Here is a 23,585-nt window from a genome sequence, read left to right on the forward strand (position 1 = left end):
GTTGCATCGAATTAATCAACTACACCACTTTCGTACTACTATCATCTCTGGAACCTTCATCTAGTCTACGTGTACGGTTTGCAATGAAAATGAAAGGCAGATATATCAAGATGGAAGCGGCTATACAAATCAATTGGGTGACAACTGCTCCCCAACTGCCGCCTGTAGATAACCATGCATTGATAATTGGCGGTGTTGTCCACGGAACCATTACAACAGCTTTATCAGCAAATCCAATAACTGTTGCGATATAGCCAATTGTTCCCGTTATAAGTGGAGTGATGATAAATGGAATTGCCAGAATTGGGTTCAGCATGACTGGAACGCCGAATATGACTGGCTCATTAATATTGAAGACTCCAGGCCCTGCCGATAGTTTTGCAATGCTGCGCATTTCTTGCTTTTTTCCTGCAATGAATATCGCCGCCAAAAGTCCAATCGTGACACCAGATCCACCAATGTTCATGTAAACATCCCAGAAAGGCATCGTAATGATATTCGGAATTTCTTCGCCGGCAGCATATGCATTCATGTTGACGGTAATAGACCCCAGTAATAGTGGCTCTCGGATTGGCTTAATCATTTGGTTGCCATGGATTCCTATCACCCAGAAAAATTGAGCAACAAACATTAGCAGTAAGATACCCGGTAATCCTTGGATGGCCGACTCCAAAGGACGCTGAATTAAGTTATATACTGCTTCATGTAAATAAATTCCTGTTAAACGATGGAATGCAAATCCGAAGCTGGCTATAATCGTCACCGTTATAATCGATGGAAATAAAGAAGCAAATGATGTCGTTACATTCGATGGAACGCTGTCAGGCATTTTGATAGTAAGTTTATCCATCTTGGAAAACCAGGTGAATAGCTCTACAGATATGAGAGCGATGAACATGCCGAGAAACAGACTTTTCGGGTCTGAGAACTCCCTTGCTAATACATTGACGACTTCCTGTAAAGAACCATCGACCTCCAGAAATACTGTCGTTGGTATGACCGAGATATACGACATCAAGGCCATTAAACCTGGGAATAATGATTTGAGACCATTGATTCTTCCGAGCTCTATTCCGATTAATACCACTGCCGCAATGGTAATAAAGTTCAGCGTCGCATAATTTATAGCGCTCATGATTCCTTGTAATTCAGCCAAGAATGAAAACATACTGAATGCAGCTAAACCTGTTTCCGGGTCCAGAATCATATTCTCGACCAGAACTGCAAACGCTCCGACAATGATTACCGGCATCAGTGTAACGAATGATTGCTTAATTGCTTTTATATGTTTCTGATTGGATATGGTATAAGCTACACTTTCTAAGGCACCTGTGAATTTATCCATTTTCTTGCCCATTTGACTCTCCCCCTTCGCTTATACCAGAGTCTATTATAAAAGCGCTTACATTTACATACATTGTTTTTCCTCTTTCATAGGAAAAATAGTGTACTATCAACTCAACAGGGGGATGCAAGCTGCTAAATCCTGCGCTTGGATGAGCTGTTTGACTTTTTGCCTATCTTCAATAAAAAACACCATACTCTCGTAAAGCTGCTGCAGCCCCTCATTATATTGCTTGGGGATACAGAAAAGGAATACAACTTGCACTTCATTTCCTCCCCAATCAATCGGCTGCTGTAATGTACAGCAGAGCACAATCGGTTCCTCCATCACTGGATAGATAGGGTGCGGGACTGCAACTAGGTTTTCCTGAAATGTAGGAGCCATCTCTTCCCTTTCCTTTATTAGAGTCAGTAGATTAGATGGTACAATAAAACGCTTTTCCATTTGTTTAACCAAAAATTGTAATACATCATCGCGTCTTGTATAGGGTAACTGCAAAAAAATGTGATCTGGTGGGATATAAGCAGACAGTGTTTGCGATTTATCTGCAATTATCCGTTCAATATGCTCTACATCAGAATCCCGAAGCAGCGTATGGACGTTAATAATTGGCTTTGACAATGCCTCCGGCAGCGGTACTGTAGTGATAATGAGATCCACATCCTCAAGTGGACGTTTTGGTAAATCCATAACGCTGCATGTGCCTGCAATCTCCATCCTGCCGCTAAATCGGGCTTGCAGCTTATAATACAATAGTTGCGAACTGGCGATCCCAGTAGCACATACAACTAAAGCACGTTTTTTTACTCGCAGACTTTCTTGTCTCTCCATCGCAGCTCCGACATGCAAAGCCAAATAGCCAAGTTCATCCTCATTAATTGACACATCTGTCAGCTCCTGAAGTTTTTTCCCCATTAATACGCTGGCATCGAATGCTTTCGCATATGCTTGTTTAATCTCAGATAGTATTGGGTTTCGTATCGTAAGTCCGTATTTAAAACGGTTTAATGCTGGTTTTAGGTGCATAGCAATACCTATTAGAAGCTCATTATCCTCTGAAAGTGAAAGCTGCATATGCTCATCTGCCACCTGCAGCAATGCTGCAGATATTTCTATGATGCGGGAATCTACTACCTTCGTTAAATCCCTCATCCCTTTATCTTCGTAAGAAACTGATTTAGCCCCCAGTAAATGCATCGTCATATATACAATTTCGTCAACAGGCAGTTCTACACCCAGTACAGTACCAACGCTTTTGGCTAGCTTTTGCGCAACTTGATATTCCTTCAACCGAGAAAGATGTTCCTTGTCTGATCTCGATATGTCCGCTACTAAACCTGCGTCCATTCGTTTACTCGCTATCCATATATGAATAACTAGATTATCCACACCTATATCCGTTACCAGCGTATCTTCCTCCTTGAGTACAGAAACAATCAAATTCCGGAGCTGCTGATACAATTGACCCTTAAGCCCAGTAATCATTGTTTCTGCTTCAAGAAACGTTCGAAGCACGTTTCGCAGCTGTCGTTCAGACCCAATTACACGCATTCCGTATCTTGGCTTAGTGATAACAGTAAGACCTCTCAGTTCCAAATCCTTTTTTAATACTCTTAAATCATTCTTGATGGTAGATTCGCTAACGTACAGTGTTTCTGCAGCCTCCTCTATTTTGAGGTAAGTTTTTCTCTGCAATAGCAGAAGGGCTAATCTTGCTACACGATCTGATTGATCTTCCATCTCCAGCGTCTGCATTTTCATACGTTTATACGCTTCCAAGTCTTCCAAGTTGAGTCTGTAACCTTTCCCCCTTTTAGAATCGATGATCGCTCCGAAAGTTGGTAATGTACTGGTCAATACACGCATATCGGTCCTTACTGTCCTCGCTGTTACCCCTAGCATGCCGGCAATCTGTTCACCGGTATATCTGTTCCCGCTTTCTAACAGTTCCAGAATTTTCATCTGCCTTTTTGACAGCAAATTGTATTACCCCTTCCTAAAAGATATGAACTTGTATGTTCCAAAAAAAGGTCTTGTCCCTAAGTCTTCGAAACATCATCTCGTAAAAGCAACAGAACCCTCTTTAAAGAATCGATACCACTGATGAATCTTCTCTTCTTCCCTGACCCTAAGTAATTTCAATATATCCTGTGCGAATTCCAAAGGTGCAGTTCCATTAGCGGTAATGAGCTTTCCATCCCATACAGATTGCGATTCGATATAGTATTGCTCGGCCCTGTAATCAAGGGCACCTTCCTTCAAATATTCCAAACTGTTGCTAGTATGCCTCACTTCCTCCAAGAACCCATACCTTCCAAGAAAAACAGTAGCATCACAAATAGCTGCCACTGGAATATTGTTTGCAAAGCAGTGTGCAATCAATTCTTTTACTAGGACAGTTTCGGGCTGTCTCCACGTGTTCCCGCCGGGAAGGATAAGCATGTGAAAGTCGATCGTCTCTGTATCTGCCAAACTGTAATCCGGGAGTACACGGAATCCTCCGATAGATGAAACTGGCTTTCCGTCCACCGTGACAGTCTTCACTTGATATTCTGATTGCCGCGCTTGCAGCTCTGCCGCGACATAGCTTGCTTCCCAATCCGCGTATTGGTCGATAAGGAAGATAAGAACTGTCTTTTTCATTCATGCAGCCTCTTTTCTACTCGTTTTATATGTTCCTGCTCATGAACATGAGCCTTTCTATTTCCTTGAATCCATTACGTTTATAGAAGTTTTCTGCTGGTAATCCACGGTCTGTCAGCAAGGACACTGTCTCTGCATCTGTCGTTCCAATAAGGTACTCCATTAATGCTTTGCCGATGCCTTTGTTCTGCTGATCAGATCGTACACACATTTCATTGATAAAGAATTCATCACCAGACCACCATTTCCTTTTTACACCGAATAGAAAGCCAATCACTTCTTCGTCCTCTACTGCAACAAGGCCTGTAAAACCCGGTGTATGATAAAAATCACTCAAATAAGCATATGCAGATTCGGCTGTCCAAGCTTCATTCCATGGAGTATCATTGAAAACCTTGGCATATGTATCTCCGCATGCTTTTACATCATTCTCTTTACATAAGCGAATTTCCATAACATCCTCACCTCAAAGTTTTTTTGTCTTCACCATTGATGCTGTCTCGTAACCTAGCTGACTATACAAATGCTGCGCACCCGTGTTGTTAGCAAATACATTCAGTGCTATTGTTCCAATTCCTTCTCGCTTCGCAACTTCTTCTAACAGCGTCAGTGCGGCACTGGCATAGCCCATCTTCCGGAATGCATCATCTATGTAGATATGAAAAATAAAAATCCTGTCCCTTTCTGGCTGCACGTTGTACCAGATGATACCAACATTCTCTTTCTTCTCCTCACAAAATACATTGCCAATAAAGTGATCTTTTTTCCTGTTTTCTTCTGTCAACAAATTATGCAGCTGTTTCTCCCCATCCTTGAGCGCCGCTTCTTTGGGGATTCCGAGATTAGCAGATACACTCTCTGCATAGTTAGGAATTTCAAATGCAATATAGCGCTGTACTTCTTCTGTATTCATTTTTTTGAATGTGACTTGCATTACGTAGTCCTCCCCAATTCCATATTTTTCTTTTTATTGTACAGGAATGGTATAAAAAAAAGATACAAATAACAAAAAAGACCTCCCACTAGAGGAAGGTCTTTTTTGTTATTTTTATTTGCCCCAGTCACGTCCATTGGATTTAATTAGATTTGAATACCAGTAATAAGAATCCTTCGGTATACGTCTTAGATCTAAGACTTCTTCATCCGTTGTATTGATATAAACCAAACCATAACGTTTCGCCATACCGTTGCCTGTACTAAGCAGATCAGTGAAAGACCATGGGTTATACGAGATGACCTCACAGCCGTCCATGATGGCTAGTCCTACTTGATAGATTTGGTCACGCAAAAATTCGATCCGTTTCGGGTCATGAACTTTGCCATCTTCTGATATTTGGTCATATGCTCCGTAGCCATTCTCTGTAATCATCATCGGAAGCTGGTAGTGATCCCACACATATCGAAGCATATATCGCATAGCTACTGGATCGATTTCCCAATCCCAATCTGTTGTCTCTACATATGGGTTCTCTGTAAGCTGATAAAGTCCAGGTACTTTAGGGAATTCCAGATTACCTTTTACACCGCTTTTATTCAGCTTATATTCGCGAGGCTCTTCATCGATTCCACAAGCCTTGGCCGTATTAGATCGGTAGCAGTTCAGGGCGAAGAAATCAATTTTCGCTTCCTTGATCAGTTCCATATCACCTTCGTGAATCTCTGGATCAATATCATTTTCTTTCCAATAGCTTTTGATGAAGCCATTGTATTCGCGATGCGCGTAGAGATCGTTCCATACTTTTTCAGTCAATTCTTCTGCATTCATGGCAGCAATCTGATCATCAGGGTGTGCGGACGCCGGATAAATCGGAACATAACCTGGGACCGGACCGATTTTACCGTCTTCAACGATTTCATGACAAGCAATGACTGCTTTCGCATGGCACATATTCATTATGTGATTGACCTTCCATTTATCCTTGAACCATGATTCCGGATACTTCGCAACACCAAGCCAATCACCATAGCAAATCTGCATATTTTGCTCATTCAGGGAATGCCAGTATTTGACCCTGTCACCGAACTCAGCGAAACAAGTACGAACATATCGGTCAAATGCTTCAATAATGCCGCGGTCATACCAGCCATTATATTTTTCATCGACCCAGACCGGCATATCATAGTGGTAAAGTGTTACGATTGGCTCGATATTATGTTTGATCAATTCATTTATTAGATTGTTATAGAAGTCGATCCCTTTTTGATTCGGTTCAGTTGAATCGCTAGGAAAAATACGAGGCCAAGCAATGGAGAAACGGTAAGAAGAAAATCCGCACTCTGCCATCAATTTGACATCCTCTTCGTAATGATGATAATGATCCGCTGCAATAGAGTTGTCAGTATAAGGTTTTTTCTTTTGACTGTTCAGATCGATAATTGCAGTTGTTCTGCCATCCTCATTCACTGCGCCCTCTACCTGCCAGGCAGCACTGGAAGCTCCCCACAAAAAGCCTTTCGGAAATACTGGATCTTGTTTGTAGAACATATTCCCATCCCTCTCCATTCTTTATTTGTGTTCCTATGATTACTGTAACCCTTCCTATCTTTTCATGTGGTGCAGCTTTTGGAACCTAGCTTTTGAACTTGCCAGATCTTCCAGCAAGGAATGTAGTTATGAAAGATACTATTGCCGCTAAAACGATAGTGACCAAGGCATACCAGAAGTTCGCACTCAAGCCTGATCCATCTGTCGGGATGAATGTTGGTATTGCTGCAATCCCAGGTGAAACAACTGCATATTGTTTTAAGAAGACAATTCCAGCAAATATACCGCCAACAAGTCCTCCTGCTATTGCTCCGACGAAAGCCGCTCGGAACCGGATCAATACACCGAAAATCGCTGGTTCCGTAATACCCATGACACCCGTAATACCAGCAGACAGACTCATCGCCTTCGTATCCTTATCTTTTTTCAGGAAGGACATGGCGAGTGCTGCGGCTCCGATTGCCACATTCGCAGCTAGCATGCCGCTCATTACAAACGCGTCATAGCCATTGTCTGCCATAGCCGCAAATACAAGCGGGAATAACGCCTGATTCGTACCGGTCATAACCAAAAGCGGCGTCAGTGCGCCAATTAATCCGACAGAAAGCCATCCGAGCTCCACATTGACGAAATTCAAACCAGATGCAATATACGTTCCGATGAAATTCCCAAGCGGGCCTAAAACAATCAATGTAACAGGAGTTACAATCAATATGGTAAGAAGAGGCTGAGCAAAGAACTTAATCTCTTTCGGAATGACCTTATTCCAACCCTTGTCGACTACCGACATGAACAATACACCTAGTATGATTGGTATGACTGAAGTGCTATAGGTCACTTGCGGAATGGCAATGCCTAAGAAATTGAGGCCTTCCGCATCATTGATACTGGAATGCACTAGGATTGCTCCAAGATACATCCCCATTAGAGGATTGATAGATAATTTCCTTGCAGCACTATAACCGATAAAGATTGGCAGGAAGAAGAATCCTGCATTATTAACGGCAGTTAATACCGTATACGTCCCGCTTGTATCTGAAAGACCGAAGAAAGTAACAGCTATATTCAGTACAGCAGCAACTAACCCCGCAGCAACTAGCACAGGAAGCACTGGCACGAATGTTCCGCTAATAAAATCGACAATCATTGCAAATGGATTCTTTTTTTTCTTCTTGTTTTCTTCATCCTGAACAAGATCTACTGCGGCAGCTTGTTTGGCTTGCGTCTCACTGAATTCCCCAACCTGCAAAACGCTGCTGTAAACATTTGCTACATCAGTTCCAATGATGACCTGCAGTTCGTTGCCTCGACTGACAACGCCCATGACTCCCTTCAGCTGCTTCAGCTCGTCTTGATTTACCCGCTCGATTTCAGAAACTGTCAGCCGCAGCCTTGTTGCGCAGTGATTGACGACTTTAATATTGTCAGGGCCGCCAGCACCTTCGATAATCTCTTTGGAGAGCTCATTATATTTGCTCATCTCATCCACATCCTCAAATTTAATGGTTGGTAATCTGAGTAATGCCGGTAGTTCATTTATTCTGTTTGACGTACTCGCTATAAAGCAGATCCAACATGAAATGTATTCCATACTTGCTGTAGATAGGGAAATTCAGCTCCTCGTTCTTCTTCGCTGAAAGATAATACACCTTGTCATAGAACGATTCGATTTGTGGATTCTCCACTCCGGTGATCAAAACTTTCGATGCCTTCAGTCCTTTTGTAAACGAGCAAGCTTGACCAGCAAATACACCAGAAGTAGAGAGCGTAATCAAGAGATCCTTTTCATCTAAATTCCTGATTAATTCATTTTCGGTGTAATGCTCGGAAATCAAGTAGATGATCCGTTTGTGGGTGATCAGCTTTTCTTGAAAATCCTTGATCAATCCTCCGTAAGCACCTGGAGTCATAAAAATGACATTTCGGCTTTTCTGAAATTGCTCTAATAAATCTTGTAAGACAGACTCACTTAGTGCTATCGACATATCCTGAATCATCTTATTGATTTCAAAGGAAAGAAGCTGCTGATAATTTAGTTGTTTATAGTACTCGATATTTTTGTAATACACTTCGTCATAGCGAAAGAATTCAGCTTTCAAATCAATGAAATTCTCGTATCCTATCGCTTTACAGAACCTCCTCACACTAGATCGAGATACAAAGCAATCTGTCGAGACATCAAAAATATTCAAATGCTGCAGTTCACTGTAATTTTCCAGGAAATAATGCGCCAATACATAATTTGTATCACGGACATTTCCTTCGTTGATGATAGAGAATAAACTGTGAAGCAAGCTGGAATGCAATGGACTAGATTGATCGGCCGTCATTGTCATAGTCTCCTTTTCAACTAGGAATAAGCATGATTGAAAGCGGTTTCTATTCCTACTATTATTGTAGAATGTCCAAGAGTTATTTGTGGTGCAAAAATTGAACCCAAAGCCATGTCATAAATATGTATTATGGTGAAAATAGCATACGCCTGCTCTCTATTTACGACAAGCACAAAAAAAGGCACATCCCCTAAAGATTTAGGATGTGCCTTTTTTTATTGAAATAAATGCTTCAAATATCCTTCCCGATTCTCCAAGAACCCTCTCGTAATCTGGTAATGTTCCGTCTCTTCATAATCCACAGACCGTATTCCGTCTTCACTGAAGTGCAAAATCTCCGCTCCTGGGTACCCAAGCAAAATCGGGGAATGGGTAGCGATGATGAATTGCACTTCCCCTGACTTCTCTAAGTCATGGATGATGCGGAGAAATGTAAGCTGGCGCTGCGGCGAAAGTGCTGCCTCCGGCTCATCGAGTAAGTATATTGCCTTGCCTCCGAAGCGATTCTGAAATAAAGAGAGAAAAGCTTCTCCATGGGACTGATGATGCAGCGATTTTCCGCCATAGGCGTGAATGGAGCCGATGTCATCAATATGCGAAGCAAAATGATAGAAAGATTCTGCCCGCAGGAAAAAGCCATTTGTCACTTTTGGCATCCAGGACAGCCGAATGTGATTAGAAAGTGCAGCTTCCGATGCTTCCAAGTCATATGTATTATTCCGCCCACCGCCTGCTGTATTGAATCCGCAAATATCTGCGATTGCTTCCATTAAAGTTGATTTGCCGCTTCCGTTCTCTCCAACGAAGAAGGTTACTGTACTGGTCAGTTCCAGCTCATCAAGCTGCTTAATTGCTGGGATAGAATATGGGTATGTATTCGGTTGGTGGTTTCCTTGCCGCAGTAGCTTTACTCTTTTCAGAAACACGTGTTCACTTCCTTCGCTGGCATTTAAAATTCAGGTTGTAACGTTTTTTTCATCCGATAAAAACAAACGTAATGGTAGATAAGTTCCACAATAAATAAAATCAAATAAGCAATGAGTACATGCAAAATATCGTTTATGCGAATCCATCTCATTAACCTTGCCATTATAACAAAAAAGAACAAGCAGCTGCCTGTTACCCAAGCAACCCTTATTTGATTGCCGTGGTAGGATAGTCGCTTTAGATTATTCAACCGTCTGCTATTTCGGAGGACTGATACACTTCTTACAAGGATACCTAATCCTGCTACAAGTATTACATACGCAAACGCGGACATCTCTTATCGCTTTTTATACAAAAAAACGTCTCAATTTAGGAAAATAAATGGGTTTTCACTTACTATTCGACTTTTGAATTTATCCTCCTGCTAATCATAGTCATTCTTATACACTCCCGCTTAAAAATAACACTGAACTGTGTTTCATGTACCTGTATAGTAAATAATATCCAAAATACCGATTGGGAATCAACGGAAACCGGTTTGCCAAGGACCGAATAAGGAAATGGATAAGTAAGCAGCATTTACTCCAATAGTCACATGACAATCCCTTCCAATTGCGCTACTATAATATTTGTGCACAGAAAAAGACCGTCCGGTGCTGCCAACACCAATCGGTCTGTCAGTAATAGCATGATTCCCTAGGGGATCTGCGCGAAAAAGAGGTATCGTAACCACCCTTCTCGAGCTGCCAACTCAAGGGTGGTTATTTTTTCTGGTTCTTTTCCGACAAGATCGCAACAATCAACGTTCCAAATCCGATCATCAACGTCAACGCCTCAGCCACCGTCATCCGCTACACCACCCTCCGTTAAAGGAAAGAGTAATGCGCAAACCACCCTTGAGTCACCTATGCTATTGTCCTACTATTATATCAAAGGTCAAGGGCCGAACATACGTTACTATAGTCCATATTTTTCCAAAATGATGTAGGACTTAAATAACTTTCTTCATTTATCTTACATGAGACAAGTAAATCATCGCCTTGCACATTCCTCTCTTCTTCCTCTTTTGCCGGAACGACTGCAAAGCATTATAATTTAAGAAGGAACTCCTATAATGAGGTGGATCAGCATGAACTTTAATCCTGTAACAAATAAAAGACTATACATACAGATTTATGAACAAATCATCGAGCAGATGAAGTCCGGAGCTTTCAAGGTTGGCGATAAGCTGCCATCGGAGCGGGAGCTATGTGAACAATTCGGTGTAAGCAGAGCCCCAGTTCGCCAAGCAATGAGTGCATTGGAGATGAACGGATTCACCTATTCCAGGCAGGGTGAAGGTGTTTTCATCAAATCATTGCCAGCAGATGAGATGTATTCCCCTGCATTCTTATCAAACGTCTCTCCAGAGGATATCGTGGAAGCTCGGATGAACATTGAACCGCTTATTGTACGGTTCGCGGCCATGCGCGCTACGGAAGAAGATTTGGAAGAGCTGAATGAGACAATCAAGCAAATGGAGAAAGAAACAAATGAAGGCGTGTATGTTCCAGAAACGGATGAAAAATTGCATAATGGGATCGCAAAAGCCTCCCACAATGATTTATACATCCAGTTCATGGCAACAATCAGCAGCGCTATGAAACAGCAGCAAATGTGGACCTTCATCCGCGATCGGACAGTAACAAGACCAGATTTCCGCGGCGTGAACTTTCATGAGCATAAGAATCTGATCGAAGCAATTGAGGATCATGACGAGGAAAAAGCAGAGGCCTTGATGAAGCTTCACATGGATAATCTGTATGAACGGTATTGGAAAGTATAAAAGGAGTCAGCATTTGCTGACTCCTTTTCTCTTTATTCCTTATTATCCTCTCGGCATTCCAGACATACACCGTACAATACACGTCCGCCTTCCGGGCTGTCTGTCACATCTATCACATCTTCGCAATCCTGACAAATAATCGTTTGCTTTGAATTCAATTTCTCTTCCATTTTCTTCGCCTCCGATTGATTTTTTAGTCATGCATCTATTAGCTTGATTTACCGAGTTTCTTTTCAGCTATCCGGGACACTGCTTTTCCGGACTGCTTCACTAGGAATATTATGATTAGCGAGCTTAGAATCATGCTGATTCCGAGAAAAATCATGCTCATTGTAAAAGAACCAGTTGTATCGCGGATATATCCGACTGCATATGGGCCGAAGAAACCACCAAGGTTTCCAATACTATTGATTAACGCTATTGCACCTGCAGCCGCTGACTCTGTAAGGAAGGATGGCGGTATTGCCCAAAACGGGGAATACGCTCCAAAAGCTCCGCACAGTGCTATTGTCAGCAGCACGAACGATAGAATAATATTTGATTCAGCCACATAACTGCTCGCAATCATAGCGATTGCACTCGTTGTTAAACAAGCAGCCACATGCCAGCGTCTTTCATTCTTTTTGTCCGAATGGTTCCCTACTAGAATCATTGCCACCATGGCAATGGCATACATCAGCCCAAGCAGCCAGCCCAGACCTTGCGTGCTTATCGATAAGGACTCCGACATAGACTCCGTCACGGTCGGGAGGAACATGTTGATGCCATAGTAGCCGAACATCCAGCAGAAGTAGCCAGCGGATAAAATAAGGACATCCCTATCTTTCAGCGCCTGCGCAAATGTATAATGCTTTACTTGCTGCTTTGCTTCCTTTTCCTTTTGCGTCACATCCAGCAGCCAGTTCTTTTCTTCTGGTTTGAGCCATTTAACATCTTCCAGACGATCATCCAAGTAGAAGAAACAGATGATTCCAAGAATCATTGCTGGAACCGCTTCCAAAATAAACAACCATTGCCAGCCTGCAAGGTCCAACCAAGTGATCTGCATCAAGAATGTAGATAATGGTGCCCCTACCGCATTTGCCCCTGGTATAGCCAGCATGAAGGCCGCGATTGCCTTTGCGTGATGCTTAGATTGGAAGAAGCCGCTCAAGTAATACACCATACATGGATAGAAGCTTGCCTCAGCTACACCCAATAGGAATCTAGCTGTGTAAAACTGCCATGGTTCTGTAACGAATGCCATGAGGATCGCGATGATTGCCCAGGATACCATGATCCGGCTGATCCAGCGCCGCGCTCCAATTCTGGTCATGATTGCACTTCCCGGTACCTCCAGCAAGAAGTAACCTAAGAAGAAAATACCCGCTCCTAGGCCATAAACGGCATTCGAGAAGCCAAGATCTTCATTCATCTGTAAAGCTGCAAAACTGATGTTCACACGATCCAGGATCGAGATAAAGAAACAGAGAAACAGAAACGGTATCAGACGTAATGTAACTTTCCGGGTAGTGGATTTCTCAAGCATGTGCTGCTCCAAGATTATTCCTCCAATCATTTCAGATACAGGACGGGGCCAGTGACCCGCCCCACTTTCTTAGTCCATATGCGAGCCACCATTGATATCGATTTCTTCTCCAGTAATGTAGGAGGATTCTTCTGATGCAAGGAATGCAACTGCAGCAGCGATTTCCTTCGTCTCACCTGGTCTGCCAAGCGGAATACCAGAGATGACTTGCAAAGCATCTTCCTGCGGCAGCGACTTCCAAATATCCGTATTCACTAATCCCGGAGCAACACAGTTAACCGTGATGCCGTCCAGCCCCACTTCCCGAGCAAGGTTTTTCGAGAATCCGAGCACAGCTGCTTTGGATGCGGAGTAATGCGCCCCTCCAAACACACCGCCGCCGCGCTTAGCGGAAACAGAAGACAAACTGACGATGCGGCCGAATTTCTGTTTGCGCATTGGCTCTAATACTGCCTGCGTGCAAAGGAACAACCCAAACATATTCACATTGAAGACCTTCGTGATATCTGTGAGTGTCATTTCCTCTACTGTTACTTTCTGTGAAATACCGGCATTGTTGACAAGGATATCGATACGGCCGAATGCTTCCAGCGTTTTTGCTACCATTGCATCAACAGATGCCTTATCTGTAACATTGACTTCTACTCCAAGTGCTGTCCCGCCGGCTTCCGTTATGACAGCTACGGTTTCTTCGATGCCTTCCTTATTCATATCGGCAATCACAACTTTTGCACCTTGCTCGGCAAGCGTCAGCGCGATAGTCCGGCCGATTCCTTTAGCAGATCCACTACCTGTTATGATTGCGACTCGTTCATCCAATTTGAACATGCTCTCCCGACCCCTATGCTATTAGTTTTATAGTAATTTATTTGCTGTTGCGATGATGTTTTCTACCGTGATACCATTGATTTCAAGCAGCTTCTCGTAAGGTGCAGATTCACCGAATCTATCCTGAACACCGATTCGTGCCAGCTGTCCTTTCCCTGCTTCAGCTATGACTTCAGCTACAGCGCTGCCAAGGCCATTCAAGATATTGTGATCTTCGACGGTGATGACTCTTCCAATGTCCAGGCAATCTTTGACTGCATCGACATCAAGCGGTTTGATCGTATGCATATCAAGCAGCTTGACGGAAACACCATTTTGCTCCAGCTGCTCAGCAGCTTCCATTGCTAGACGCACCGTATCACCATTTGCAATGATGGCAATATCTTCTCCGTCACGAAGCTGTTTTGCTTTGCCAATTTCAAACGTCTCGTTTTCGTCATAAATCATTGGTACTGCATCCCGAGTGAAACGAAGGTAAACCGGACCGTACATGGCAGCGGCTTCGGCAATCAATTTGCGGGTGGAATGATAATCCGCTCCCATAATGACCGTCATATTCGGGAAGGATCGCATGACGCCCATGTCCTCGATCGCTTGGTGGCTTCCGCCGTCATTCCCTGGTGTCAGACCACCGTGGGAGCAAGCGATTTTCACATTCAAGTTCGGATAGCAGACTTCCTGACGAATTTGCTCTGCCATGCGAAGAGATCCGAATACCGCGTACGTACTGATGAATGGAATCTTTCCTGTTGTCGCAAGTCCCGCCGCGATACCTGCTCCATTTTGTTCTGCGATCCCGACATTGATATGCTGCATCGGGAATTTTTCAATGAATTTATCCGTTTTACAAGATTTCCCGATATCGATATCCACGACGTAAATATCTTTATTTGACTCACCCAAACGGACAATTTCGTCTCCAAATGCAGCTCTTGTCGCTTTTTTCTCGACGGCTTTTTTTGTCACACTCATACCGGTAAGCCTCCTTCTAGTTCCTTGATAGCCAACTCGAATTCTTCTTTGTTCGGTGCTGTACCATGCCATGCAGCTTGGTCTTCCATGTAAGAGACGCCTTTTCCTTTTACGGTATCGCAGACGATGCACTTCGGCTTCCCGTTCTTCTGCTTCGCAAAGGTATCCAATGTCTCGACGATTTGCTCCATGCTGTGCCCATCTATGCGTGTCGTATCAAAACCGAATGCATCGAATTTCTTTTCCAGATCAAGCAGCGGCATAACGTCCTCACAGAAACCATCAATTTGCAGACGGTTGTTATCCACGAATACGATCAAGTTATCCAGCTTGTATTTGACTGCTGCTTGGATTGCTTCCCAAATCTGGCCCTCCTGACATTCTCCGTCACCTACCATCGCAAATACACGATAGTCTTTCTCATCACGCTGCCCTGCAATTGCCATTCCGACCGCGCAGGATAAGCCTTGGCCTAATGACCCTGTTGATATATCAATTCCGGGACATTTTTTCATATCCGGGTGACCTTGGAAAGGTGAACCATACTGTCGCAAAGTGTATACGCTTTCATTTGGAACAAAGCCTCGCAACGCTAAAGCTGCATATTGTATTGGGGCAACATGCCCTTTTGATAAGACGAATCGATCTCGATCTTCCCATTTCGGATTGGCCGGATCTACATTCATCTCCCTGAAATATAAAGCAGATATAACATCCGCAGCCGACAAGGAACCTCCCGGGTGTCCAGATTGTGCTTCATACACCATCGTGACTGCTGTTTTGCGTAATTCAATCGCATGCTGTTTCAACTGTTCAACACTTGTTTGCTGCATATGCCACACTCCTGTTCCTAAGTGATCCTCTTGTAAACTCATATACTTGTATACTTGTATTACAAGTGGTGTTGGAATCATCATAACTCCATTTTTAAATGATGTCCAGTATAAATGTTAAATTAATGCAAAAGCCCAGTTGATATTGTTTCAAATTCACATGACAATACAAAAAAACACAATTCTCTACACAGAATTGTGTTTAAAACCAACATATTATCGCTGTAAGAGTATTCATACCAACTGTTTCACCATCACCAGCTCTTCCCACAAGATTTCCCCAGTCATACGGAATCCTGCGTTTTCATAGATCTTCTTTGCAGCAAGATTATCTGGCACAATGCTTGTATAGAAAGAAATAGGCCCGTATCTGATTTTAATTAAATCGAATAGCGTCACAAGTGCAGCTGTCCCATAGCCCTTTCCTTGATACTGCTTGTCAATCATGAAACGGCACAGTTCCACGCGCTTCGTTTCCTGATCCGTTCCGAACATCAGAAAACCAACTAGCATATCATCCGCATATATACCATGTGGATACCACTGCTTCTCATAAGCGGCCTGCGCAAGCGACACCGCATTTTCAGCTACATTCTGTTTCTGTTCCTCACTTACTGTCAGCTTCATACAAGCATGCCAGTTATCCGCATCAATAGCTCTTAATATCATTCCCATTACAGAGTGCTCCCTTCTGTGCTTATTGGTAAATCTCTGTCGACGTGATCCATTTCATAAACGGCTTATAAGGATAATATGTCGTTCCGTCCAATACTACTTTCGGTGCATTAGGATTCTTATTGAGTAAGTCTGCTACTTCTGCTTTGGTCAAATTTAAATATGTATGCAAATCTTTCTCTTTAATTAAGGTAGGATATTCATCAAACTGAAAACCAGAACCGGGATTCTTAAAATTCTTCAGTCCATCGCCGATGAAATAACCAAGCGCTGCTATTCCCAGTCCGATCCAAAAGAAATCTATTTCCATGTAATCCACTCCTTTATTCCTTCACAAGACTTTTATTCGCTCCCTAAAAATCCAAAGAAACTAACAACAATTAATGCAGCTGCCGAAGAAATTAACAGACTGATGCTGCTAACTGTCATTCCCATTCCACTAAAGCCGCCAATTGTAAAGCTAGCTATCAGCAATACAATACTTATTAGTGAAAAAGCAAAAGGAATGATGTACATAAGTGGCGGCTTCTTATTTTTAAAGTATAAAGAAATGCCGATAATAAGTGCTGTGAAAATAATGATCATAATCCAAAACTCCATCGTAATTCCTCCTTTACAATCAGTGATATGTACACCTTTCCTTTCATTCAGGCTAACCTTCCTTTTTTACCGATTTGGAAAGTGTGATCTAAGATGTACTACGAATTTCATTACCAAAAGTTTCTATTTTTCTACATCCCTATAAATTTTCTTGTTAATTAACATGACAGAAGCTTTGTAACCTATTCCGCGACATGCTATATTTTTTAGAAATTAAAGACGGCTATTACAAAAGGTGAAGGAGTGTATGCAGTGCCATCAAAAGTCCTGATTCTCAGTCATCCGAAGCTGACAAATGTTGTACAGCAGGTAATGGATAATACGGAGCAACTACCGGATGTAACAATCCGTGATGTCCATTTTGGTCATGTTGTGGATTACTTGAACGATCATCTGCATACGATCCAGCCGCAGATGATCATTACTGGCGGAGCACATTGGACGATGCTGGATAAAAGTGTTTATCAATCAGCGCTACCTATCCTTCAGATTCCCATTACACGGTACGATGTGCTGCAGGCTGCCTTGCAGGCCCGCCAATTTGGCCGACGCATTGCTGTAATTCATTATGAAGAGGATTTGCATTATCAGGATGTTGTACAGCATCTGGATGGAGAATATTTGTTTTTTGCGTACAGCTCCAAACATGATGCAGCCGCATTGCTTGCATCACTCAAACAAACCGGCATTGATGCTATCATTGGCAGCGGCTTTATTTGCACCCTCGCTGATCAATTAGACATACCTTCCGTTTTTCTTCATTCGAAAGATTCTATCATAAAAATATTGGAGCATGTAGCCCGCCTGGAGTCCTCGCGAATGGAAATAGAACAGGTTACTAGAAAATGGGCGCAGGAATTCATGCGTCACCCACTTGATGCATATGAATCTGCTTCGTTATCAGGTCCATCATGGATACGCCAACCCTTTCAACCTCAAAAAAGAAGCATAAGTCAGCTTACGCTCGATGATTTTCTATATCCATTGAAAGTACCAGCTTATTGTAAGGAAAATCCCTATCTATCCGTGGGCGTCCTGGAGAGTAAAGAAGGAATTGGACATTTAACGTCCTCCCTGAACCAACTGGAAGCTGACTGTGGAGAAAACCTGGTTTACTCTATCCGAAAGAATCGAGCTCATGTGCTATTCTTTTCCACGGACTCGAACCAGATAGGAGAACGATTAAAATTTCTCAAAGCAATACCTGATCTTATTGCTGGTATCAGCTCCGAAACGTCCTGGTCTGACGATCCTGCAGATAAAATACGGGAAGCACAGATTGCACTGGAGCTTGCCAAGCAATCCAATTCAATTGAAACTATCTGCCTCCTAGACCATAACAGTCCGTATCACATGCTGCTGCCACTTGTACGCAGGGAATCCCTTCCAGAAATAAAACTGCTTCTCCCGCTTTGCGGACATCGCAATACAGCCAAGCTGCTGGAAGTGCTGCGACTGCTGCTGGATCACGGCTTATCCGTTACTACAGTTGCGAATCACTTAGGAGTATCCAGACAAACTGTGTACGGCCACCTAGAACGAATAGAAGCTCTGATTGGCTTACTGACTGATCCTGAAAAACGCTTTGCTCTTTCACTTGAGCTGCGTGTTCAGGAGCTGAAGACAGCCGTGGAGAAATTGGATACTTTGCAGACGAATGCAAAGATCTTTCCTATAAGCATGTAAGCAAATCAAAAACACATCTCCCCACAAAGAGATGTGTTTTTCATATCTTATGTCGTTATTGGCGCAGCCTTCAACGCTGTCAAATACTCCAGCACCTGCTGTTTCGGCAATACATCGGCATACCTTGCATTCACATCAAACAAATTCGCATCATGTGATTCCTTTGCTTGATCTCCGACACATTCCTCCGGTACTATCGTCTTGAATCCATATGAAAACGCGTCAATGATTGTTGCACGTACACAGCCACTAGTTGTGCAGCCTGTGACAATGACAGTGTCCACTTGCTTTGTCGTCAGCAGTGACAGTACCTCTGTTCCGAAGAATGCCGACGGATATTTTTTCAATACAATCGGCTCACCCGTAACTGGCTCTACTTCTGGACTTACTTCTGCTGCATGTGATCCGACAGTAATCCATCCGATATCTGTTTTCCAATTACCTGTGTCCCATTTGTCTTCCCTGTAGCCGACGACTGTATAGATGACTGGAATGTCCTTTTCGCGCGCTAACTCCAGGAGCTCTGCCGTTTCAGCCGCAGCCTGCTTAATGAGGGGACTTTTTCCGGTCGGATATTCACTGTTCGTAAATGCATGCTGGAAATCTACTAGTAATAGAGCTGGTTTCTCTCCAAATCCCACTTGCTTTTGACCATAACCTGCTTGCTGGTAGACTGATTGTTTATCTGTCATATGCATCCCTCCTGTTTTATGTAAGCAATAGAATCCCACCGAATATCGGCAGCAAAATAATCACTGTCCGCAGCACCTGCACTGGAGCGAGACGTGTGAATTTCGCGCCAATGAATGAGCCTATCATCGTACCTGCGACTACTTGTACGAGCAACGTGATATCAATGAACCCAGCTTGGGCGAAACCGAATGCTCCCAGAAATGAAATCGGAATAAGTACAAACATGCTCGTCGCTGCCGCCTGTTGAATACTTAGCCCAAAAAATATCATCAATCCCAACTGAATCAAAGGCGTCGATCCAATGCCAAAGCACCCAGACAAAAAACCCGTGCTGCCGCCAACTCCTATCGCCAGCAGCAGATATTGCTTTTTGCTGAACACTTTCTCTACTTTTACACTGCCACTAAGCCTAGTACGGAAAAACAGCAGGATAGAAGACACAAATAAAAGCAGAGCTGAAACGATAATTAGCGGTGTTTCTGGCAGCTCTGCTGCTACTTGTGTGCCCAGATAAGCACCAACAGCACCAAATGCCCCGACCATAGCACCAGTTTTCAGCTGTATATTACCTTCTTTGAAATGACTGATCGACCCGGAAATAACCGTGAAGATCATGGCTGTTGTGCTTGTGCCGAGCGCTGTATGGATCGGAATCTGGAAAACACTAATTAAAAGAGCTAGCACAAATCCAGATCCTCCCCCGCCGGCAAATCCCAACAGCAAACCTAATGCAAACATTGTCGCCAGCATCACCATACGTTCCGACCTTTTCCGTTTAAATTAGTGAAGAAATCACACAACCTGTTCGATCGTCACACCTTCCAAAAGGCCCTCAACCGCTTGATCCAGTCTTGACTTGCAGTCTTCCCCAAGCTCAAAGCTGTCGTCCGCAGCACGTACTACTTGCTTATCCTGGATAAATACACCCTGCTCAATCGCATTAGCACCTAACACAGACAGCACCGGCTTTAAAGCAAACTCAAGCATCAACAAATGTGCTGTTGTACCGCCCATTGCCAGCGGCAGCACCTTTTTGCCAGCCAAGCCTCTTTCTGGAACCAAATCAAGGAAGCATTTCAACACACCAGTATAAGAAGCTTTATACACCTGCGTTGCCACTACGACGACATCTGCATCCTTCACGAGCTGTGTCGCGTGGATAATAGCATCACTCGTGAAGTTGGCATACAGCAAATCCTCCGCCGGCAAATCCGCAACTACAACATGCGATACATCACAGCCTTTGCTTTCCAAATCAGCAATCACATAATCAACTGGTCCATTCAATCGGGAAGTTTTCTTTGGACTGCCTGTAATCACAACTGCTTTCGTCATATTAATCGCCCTCCATTTTTGTTAGTTTACTACTTCCGTTTGATAGCGTTCATAGACTTCCAGTTTGCGGTTGGCCAGCCAGTCGACACGATTACGCGATTCAACAAGTTCAGCTTTACTGATCTCTGCAGATACATGCTGCCACTCTCCATCTGCTGCTACCGCCATTACATCCCCGAATGAATTGAGGATACAAGACTGTCCGAAATGATGGCGGAGGACCTCCTCGCCCTGCAGCTGTTCTGCTCCTGCTTTATTCACACCCATGACAAACAGATTATTTTCCAAGGCCCTCACTCGCAGCTCTGCCACATACAGATCCTTGCGGAAGCCGTACGTCGCTGTCGGCACGACGATCGCATCCACATCCTGCACACGCAGTGAGCGCCAAGCTTCTGGGAATGATCGGTCAAAGCAAATAAGGATGCCTATCTTCCACCCATTGTCCAGGGTGAATGTCGGAAACGCACTTCCGCCGCCACCGTATTGTTCGAAATAGAATTTCTCATCCGTTTTCATCGTTGCATCATCGACCTTCGGCACATGCACTTTGCGATAGCTGCCGATCAGGCCTCTTGTCGGAGAACAGACAAACGCTGTATTGTAGTAATTTGTGCGGTCACCTTCCTCTGCTCTCTCGAAAACTGTTCCAATCAAATGTGTCCCTGTTTCTTCGGCTAAAGCTGTCATCGCTGTTACTGTCGGCCCATCCATCGGCTCGGCAAAATCAAAGAATGTCTCATCCGTTGTTGTGACGGCTGCAAAGTAAGGCGCCGTCATCAGTTCTGCGCAGACAAGTAAATCTGGCTTTTCAGCTGCAATCACCCGCCTGCACTCTGATAGGATTTTCTCTAGATTTGTTTCAACATCTCCTGCATAAGCACCATTTTGCAGTCCGGCAATCACCATGCTATCCTTCACTTGATCTCCCCCTTAGCCGATGATTTCTTTTACGACTGTATTTCGAAGTCCTTTGGCATCCAGCAACGGAACGATGTCACTTTCAAAGAAATTCATATCTGTTACAAAGTCAGGGAATGTGAACAGCAAACCATCTATCATCGTTTCCTTCTCGATTTTTTCAATCTGCGCGGCAATTGTCTGCGGGGATCCGACAAGCGTTGGCACGATAAAAATTTCACCAAGCAATTCCATTGTAGAACCAGTCTTATCATTATCACGAGCACTCTGCAGACCATCAAAGCCGCCTTTATCTGTTCCTTCAATAAAGTTCAAGTAGATATCTTCCGCCTCTTCATCCGTTTCAGCAGAAATGATGGTGTAAACGGCATACGTCTTGATCGACTTGTTCATGCTTGCCGCCATTTCCTTACCCTTGGCGCTAAGCTCTGCAATACGTTCAAAGTCACCTGCGACGAAATTGATATCCCCATGTTTGATTGTGAATTCCAAACCTTTATCAGACATACCCGCACAAACAATCGGTGGGTTCGGTTTCGTTTTTGGCGTCGGCTGACACATGCAATCTTCCAGCTCAAAGTATTTGCCCTTATGCGTTAGCCGTCCTTTATCCCACAGCTGCTTCACAACTGTCAGCCATTCATCGGCATAATCATAACGATCGCCATAGAACTCATCACCAGGCCATAGCCCCATCTGAGAATACTCATACTTATTCCAGCCCGCCACAACATTCAAGCCGAAGCGCCCATCACTGATATCATCAATCGTCGCCGCCATTCGCGCTGCCATTGCTGGATTATATGTGAGTGGCTGCACTGACGCATAAATCCCAATCTTGTCTGTAACAGCTGCCAGACCAGCCATCAAGTTGAAGGACTCCATCGCATAATCCCAATGCTCTGTCTTCCCGCCATATCCGCGATACTTCACCATCGACAACACAAAATCCAACCCCATATTCTCCGCCCGCAGCGCAATATCCTTATTCAATTCAAACGTTGGCATATACTGCGGTGAGTTATTCGACATGATCCACCCATTGTTCGCTATTGGCAAGAAAATTCCGAAGTCCATATTATCGCTCCTTTTGTGTTGTGTATTTAACCTACATAAATTGTATAATTATTCAGAAAATAAAAGGAGCTTACAATGTGTAAAGGAAAGGTGACAATGTGTAATAATTAAGTACAACTTCTCGTATTAAGCTATAATGAATTCTCACTAATGTATCGAAAAGGTGGGTAATCCGTTGGTTAATCTTGCACAACAACTCTCACACATCTATTGGATCGGCGGCTCTCCATGTGCCGGTAAAACAACCATTGGCCGTAAGCTCGCTGCTGAATATGGCTTTACCTATTACAAATGCGATGATTGCTATGATGACCACATGTTCCGCAGTACACCGTATCAGCATCCTAACATGTACAAAATAAAAGACCAGACCTGGAATCAGGTCTGGTCTACGCAGTTTTGTTCTCTAACCGTTGAGGAACAAATTGAAGATGTAGTTCGTGTGTATGAGGAGCAGTTTAGTTTGATACTGGAGGACTTGTTATCCCGTCCTAAAACAACTCCTATTATTGCGGAAGGAGCAGCACTGCTACCCCATAAGGTAGCTCCCCTTCTTACTGACTTGAACCATGCAATTTGGATGGTGCCGACACCAGAATTTCAGATAGAGCATTATAAGAAAAGAGATTGGATTCATCGTATTCTTGAGAAGTATTATGATCCTGATTTGGCTTTTTCTAATTGGATGAGGAGGGATAATGGTTTTGCGCAAAAGGTTGTAAGGGACGCAGAAAACATTGGTCTTAGGGCTTTAATCGTTGATGAAACTCTCTGTCGACCATGGTTATGAAATAATAGGAAGACAAATGGGGTTAATATACAAAGAAAACGGAAGATCATTACTTCCGTTTCTTCCTCATATCCAATCTATTTCGAAAT

At 43.5% G+C, this 23,585-nt stretch carries 26 protein-coding genes; 3 read left to right on the forward strand and 23 right to left on the reverse strand.

What is annotated here, in order from left to right; translation table 11 throughout:
• Positions 1-19 precede the first annotated feature (19 nt).
• The 10 genes from SFC25_RS08580 to SFC25_RS08625 form a co-directional block, all read right to left on the reverse strand.
• Positions 20-1,357 carry a PTS sugar transporter subunit IIC gene (locus SFC25_RS08580; RefSeq protein ID WP_411214872.1) on the reverse strand — a complete coding sequence of 446 codons (1,338 nt, stop codon included), beginning with the start codon at positions 1,355-1,357 and terminating at the stop codon, positions 20-22.
• 96 nt (positions 1,358-1,453) lie between these two features.
• A complete protein-coding gene (locus tag SFC25_RS08585) occupies positions 1,454-3,325 on the reverse strand; it encodes a BglG family transcription antiterminator (protein ID WP_411214873.1) in 1,872 nt (623 codons plus the stop codon).
• A 75-nt stretch (positions 3,326-3,400) separates the two neighbouring features.
• A complete protein-coding gene (locus SFC25_RS08590; protein WP_411214874.1) occupies positions 3,401-3,988 on the reverse strand; it encodes a type 1 glutamine amidotransferase family protein in 588 nt (195 codons plus the stop codon).
• Positions 3,989-4,013: 25 nt separating this feature from the next.
• Positions 4,014-4,442 (reverse strand): GNAT family N-acetyltransferase, encoded by a 429-nt coding sequence (locus tag SFC25_RS08595; RefSeq protein ID WP_411214875.1) that lies wholly within the window; start codon positions 4,440-4,442, stop codon positions 4,014-4,016.
• Positions 4,443-4,454: 12 nt separating this feature from the next.
• The gene (locus SFC25_RS08600; RefSeq protein WP_411214876.1) at positions 4,455-4,922 is read right to left on the reverse strand and encodes a GNAT family N-acetyltransferase; all 468 of its coding nucleotides are present in this window, start codon (positions 4,920-4,922) and stop codon (positions 4,455-4,457) included.
• Positions 4,923-5,036: 114 nt separating this feature from the next.
• On the reverse strand, positions 5,037-6,473 hold the full coding sequence (locus SFC25_RS08605; protein WP_411214877.1) for a glycoside hydrolase family 1 protein: 1,437 nt from the start codon (positions 6,471-6,473) through the stop codon (positions 5,037-5,039).
• Between the two features lie 85 nt (positions 6,474-6,558).
• The gene (locus SFC25_RS08610; RefSeq protein WP_411214878.1) at positions 6,559-7,953 is read right to left on the reverse strand and encodes a PTS transporter subunit EIIC; all 1,395 of its coding nucleotides are present in this window, start codon (positions 7,951-7,953) and stop codon (positions 6,559-6,561) included.
• Between the two features lie 52 nt (positions 7,954-8,005).
• Positions 8,006-8,803 carry a MurR/RpiR family transcriptional regulator gene (locus SFC25_RS08615; RefSeq protein WP_411214879.1) on the reverse strand — a complete coding sequence of 266 codons (798 nt, stop codon included), beginning with the start codon at positions 8,801-8,803 and terminating at the stop codon, positions 8,006-8,008.
• Positions 8,804-9,021: 218 nt separating this feature from the next.
• Complete coding sequence (locus SFC25_RS08620; RefSeq protein WP_411214880.1) at positions 9,022-9,732, reverse strand: AAA family ATPase; 711 nt, start codon at positions 9,730-9,732, stop codon at positions 9,022-9,024.
• A gap of 762 nt (positions 9,733-10,494) precedes the next feature.
• Positions 10,495-10,581 (reverse strand): putative holin-like toxin, encoded by an 87-nt coding sequence (locus SFC25_RS08625; RefSeq protein WP_280137069.1) that lies wholly within the window; start codon positions 10,579-10,581, stop codon positions 10,495-10,497.
• A 266-nt stretch (positions 10,582-10,847) separates the two neighbouring features.
• On the opposite strand from SFC25_RS08625, the gene SFC25_RS08630 reads away from it, so the two are divergent.
• Entirely contained in the window at positions 10,848-11,558 is a 711-nt protein-coding gene (locus tag SFC25_RS08630) for a FadR/GntR family transcriptional regulator (protein WP_411214881.1), read from the forward strand.
• 32 nt (positions 11,559-11,590) lie between these two features.
• Here the strand turns inward: SFC25_RS08630 and SFC25_RS08635 are convergent, their stop codons facing one another.
• From SFC25_RS08635 to SFC25_RS08670, 8 genes are all read right to left on the reverse strand, one after another.
• Positions 11,591-11,728 carry a hypothetical protein gene (locus tag SFC25_RS08635; protein ID WP_411214882.1) on the reverse strand — a complete coding sequence of 46 codons (138 nt, stop codon included), beginning with the start codon at positions 11,726-11,728 and terminating at the stop codon, positions 11,591-11,593.
• A gap of 38 nt (positions 11,729-11,766) precedes the next feature.
• The gene (locus SFC25_RS08640; RefSeq protein WP_411214883.1) at positions 11,767-13,098 is read right to left on the reverse strand and encodes an MFS transporter; all 1,332 of its coding nucleotides are present in this window, start codon (positions 13,096-13,098) and stop codon (positions 11,767-11,769) included.
• Between the two features lie 57 nt (positions 13,099-13,155).
• Positions 13,156-13,914: an SDR family NAD(P)-dependent oxidoreductase gene (locus SFC25_RS08645; protein WP_411214884.1), complete on the reverse strand. Its 759-nt coding sequence runs from the start codon at positions 13,912-13,914 to the stop codon at positions 13,156-13,158.
• 27 nt (positions 13,915-13,941) lie between these two features.
• Positions 13,942-14,886, reverse strand: a complete 945-nt coding sequence (locus SFC25_RS08650; RefSeq protein ID WP_411214885.1) for a transketolase family protein — start codon at positions 14,884-14,886, stop codon at positions 13,942-13,944.
• Positions 14,883-15,719: a transketolase gene (locus SFC25_RS08655; RefSeq protein ID WP_411214886.1), complete on the reverse strand. Its 837-nt coding sequence runs from the start codon at positions 15,717-15,719 to the stop codon at positions 14,883-14,885. Before SFC25_RS08655 ends, SFC25_RS08650 begins: the two co-directional genes overlap by 4 nt.
• 234 nt (positions 15,720-15,953) lie before the next feature.
• Entirely contained in the window at positions 15,954-16,394 is a 441-nt protein-coding gene (locus tag SFC25_RS08660) for a GNAT family N-acetyltransferase (protein WP_411214887.1), read from the reverse strand.
• A gap of 22 nt (positions 16,395-16,416) precedes the next feature.
• Positions 16,417-16,704 (reverse strand): DNA-binding protein, encoded by a 288-nt coding sequence (locus tag SFC25_RS08665; protein WP_411214888.1) that lies wholly within the window; start codon positions 16,702-16,704, stop codon positions 16,417-16,419.
• A 32-nt stretch (positions 16,705-16,736) separates the two neighbouring features.
• Positions 16,737-16,994 (reverse strand): YesK family protein, encoded by a 258-nt coding sequence (locus SFC25_RS08670; protein ID WP_411214889.1) that lies wholly within the window; start codon positions 16,992-16,994, stop codon positions 16,737-16,739.
• Between the two features lie 252 nt (positions 16,995-17,246).
• Here SFC25_RS08670 and SFC25_RS08675 point away from each other — a divergent pair, with 252 nt between their 5' ends.
• Positions 17,247-18,680 carry a PrpR N-terminal domain-containing protein gene (locus SFC25_RS08675; protein WP_411214890.1) on the forward strand — a complete coding sequence of 478 codons (1,434 nt, stop codon included), beginning with the start codon at positions 17,247-17,249 and terminating at the stop codon, positions 18,678-18,680.
• Positions 18,681-18,727: 47 nt separating this feature from the next.
• On the opposite strand, the gene SFC25_RS08680 is transcribed toward SFC25_RS08675, so the two are convergent.
• From SFC25_RS08680 to SFC25_RS08700, 5 genes are read right to left on the reverse strand one after another with little or no spacing between them, the layout of a single operon-like run.
• Positions 18,728-19,372 (reverse strand): isochorismatase family protein, encoded by a 645-nt coding sequence (locus SFC25_RS08680; RefSeq protein WP_411214891.1) that lies wholly within the window; start codon positions 19,370-19,372, stop codon positions 18,728-18,730.
• A 16-nt stretch (positions 19,373-19,388) separates the two neighbouring features.
• Entirely contained in the window at positions 19,389-20,129 is a 741-nt protein-coding gene (locus SFC25_RS08685; RefSeq protein ID WP_411214892.1) for a sulfite exporter TauE/SafE family protein, read from the reverse strand.
• A gap of 36 nt (positions 20,130-20,165) precedes the next feature.
• Positions 20,166-20,708, reverse strand: a complete 543-nt coding sequence (gene ssuE / locus SFC25_RS08690; RefSeq protein ID WP_411214893.1) for an NADPH-dependent FMN reductase — start codon at positions 20,706-20,708, stop codon at positions 20,166-20,168.
• A gap of 21 nt (positions 20,709-20,729) precedes the next feature.
• Entirely contained in the window at positions 20,730-21,629 is a 900-nt protein-coding gene (locus SFC25_RS08695) for a carbon-nitrogen hydrolase family protein (RefSeq protein WP_411214894.1), read from the reverse strand.
• A gap of 12 nt (positions 21,630-21,641) precedes the next feature.
• Positions 21,642-22,706 carry an LLM class flavin-dependent oxidoreductase gene (locus tag SFC25_RS08700; protein WP_411214895.1) on the reverse strand — a complete coding sequence of 355 codons (1,065 nt, stop codon included), beginning with the start codon at positions 22,704-22,706 and terminating at the stop codon, positions 21,642-21,644.
• A gap of 175 nt (positions 22,707-22,881) precedes the next feature.
• Between SFC25_RS08700 and SFC25_RS08705 the strand changes: the two genes are divergently transcribed.
• Positions 22,882-23,496, forward strand: coding sequence for a hypothetical protein (locus SFC25_RS08705; protein ID WP_411214896.1), 615 nt, complete (start codon positions 22,882-22,884; stop codon positions 23,494-23,496).
• Positions 23,497-23,585: the final 89 nt, after the last annotated feature.

It is taken from the genome of Terribacillus saccharophilus, assembly GCF_046592595.1.
Lineage (GTDB): Bacteria > Bacillota > Bacilli > Bacillales > Amphibacillaceae > Terribacillus > Terribacillus saccharophilus_C.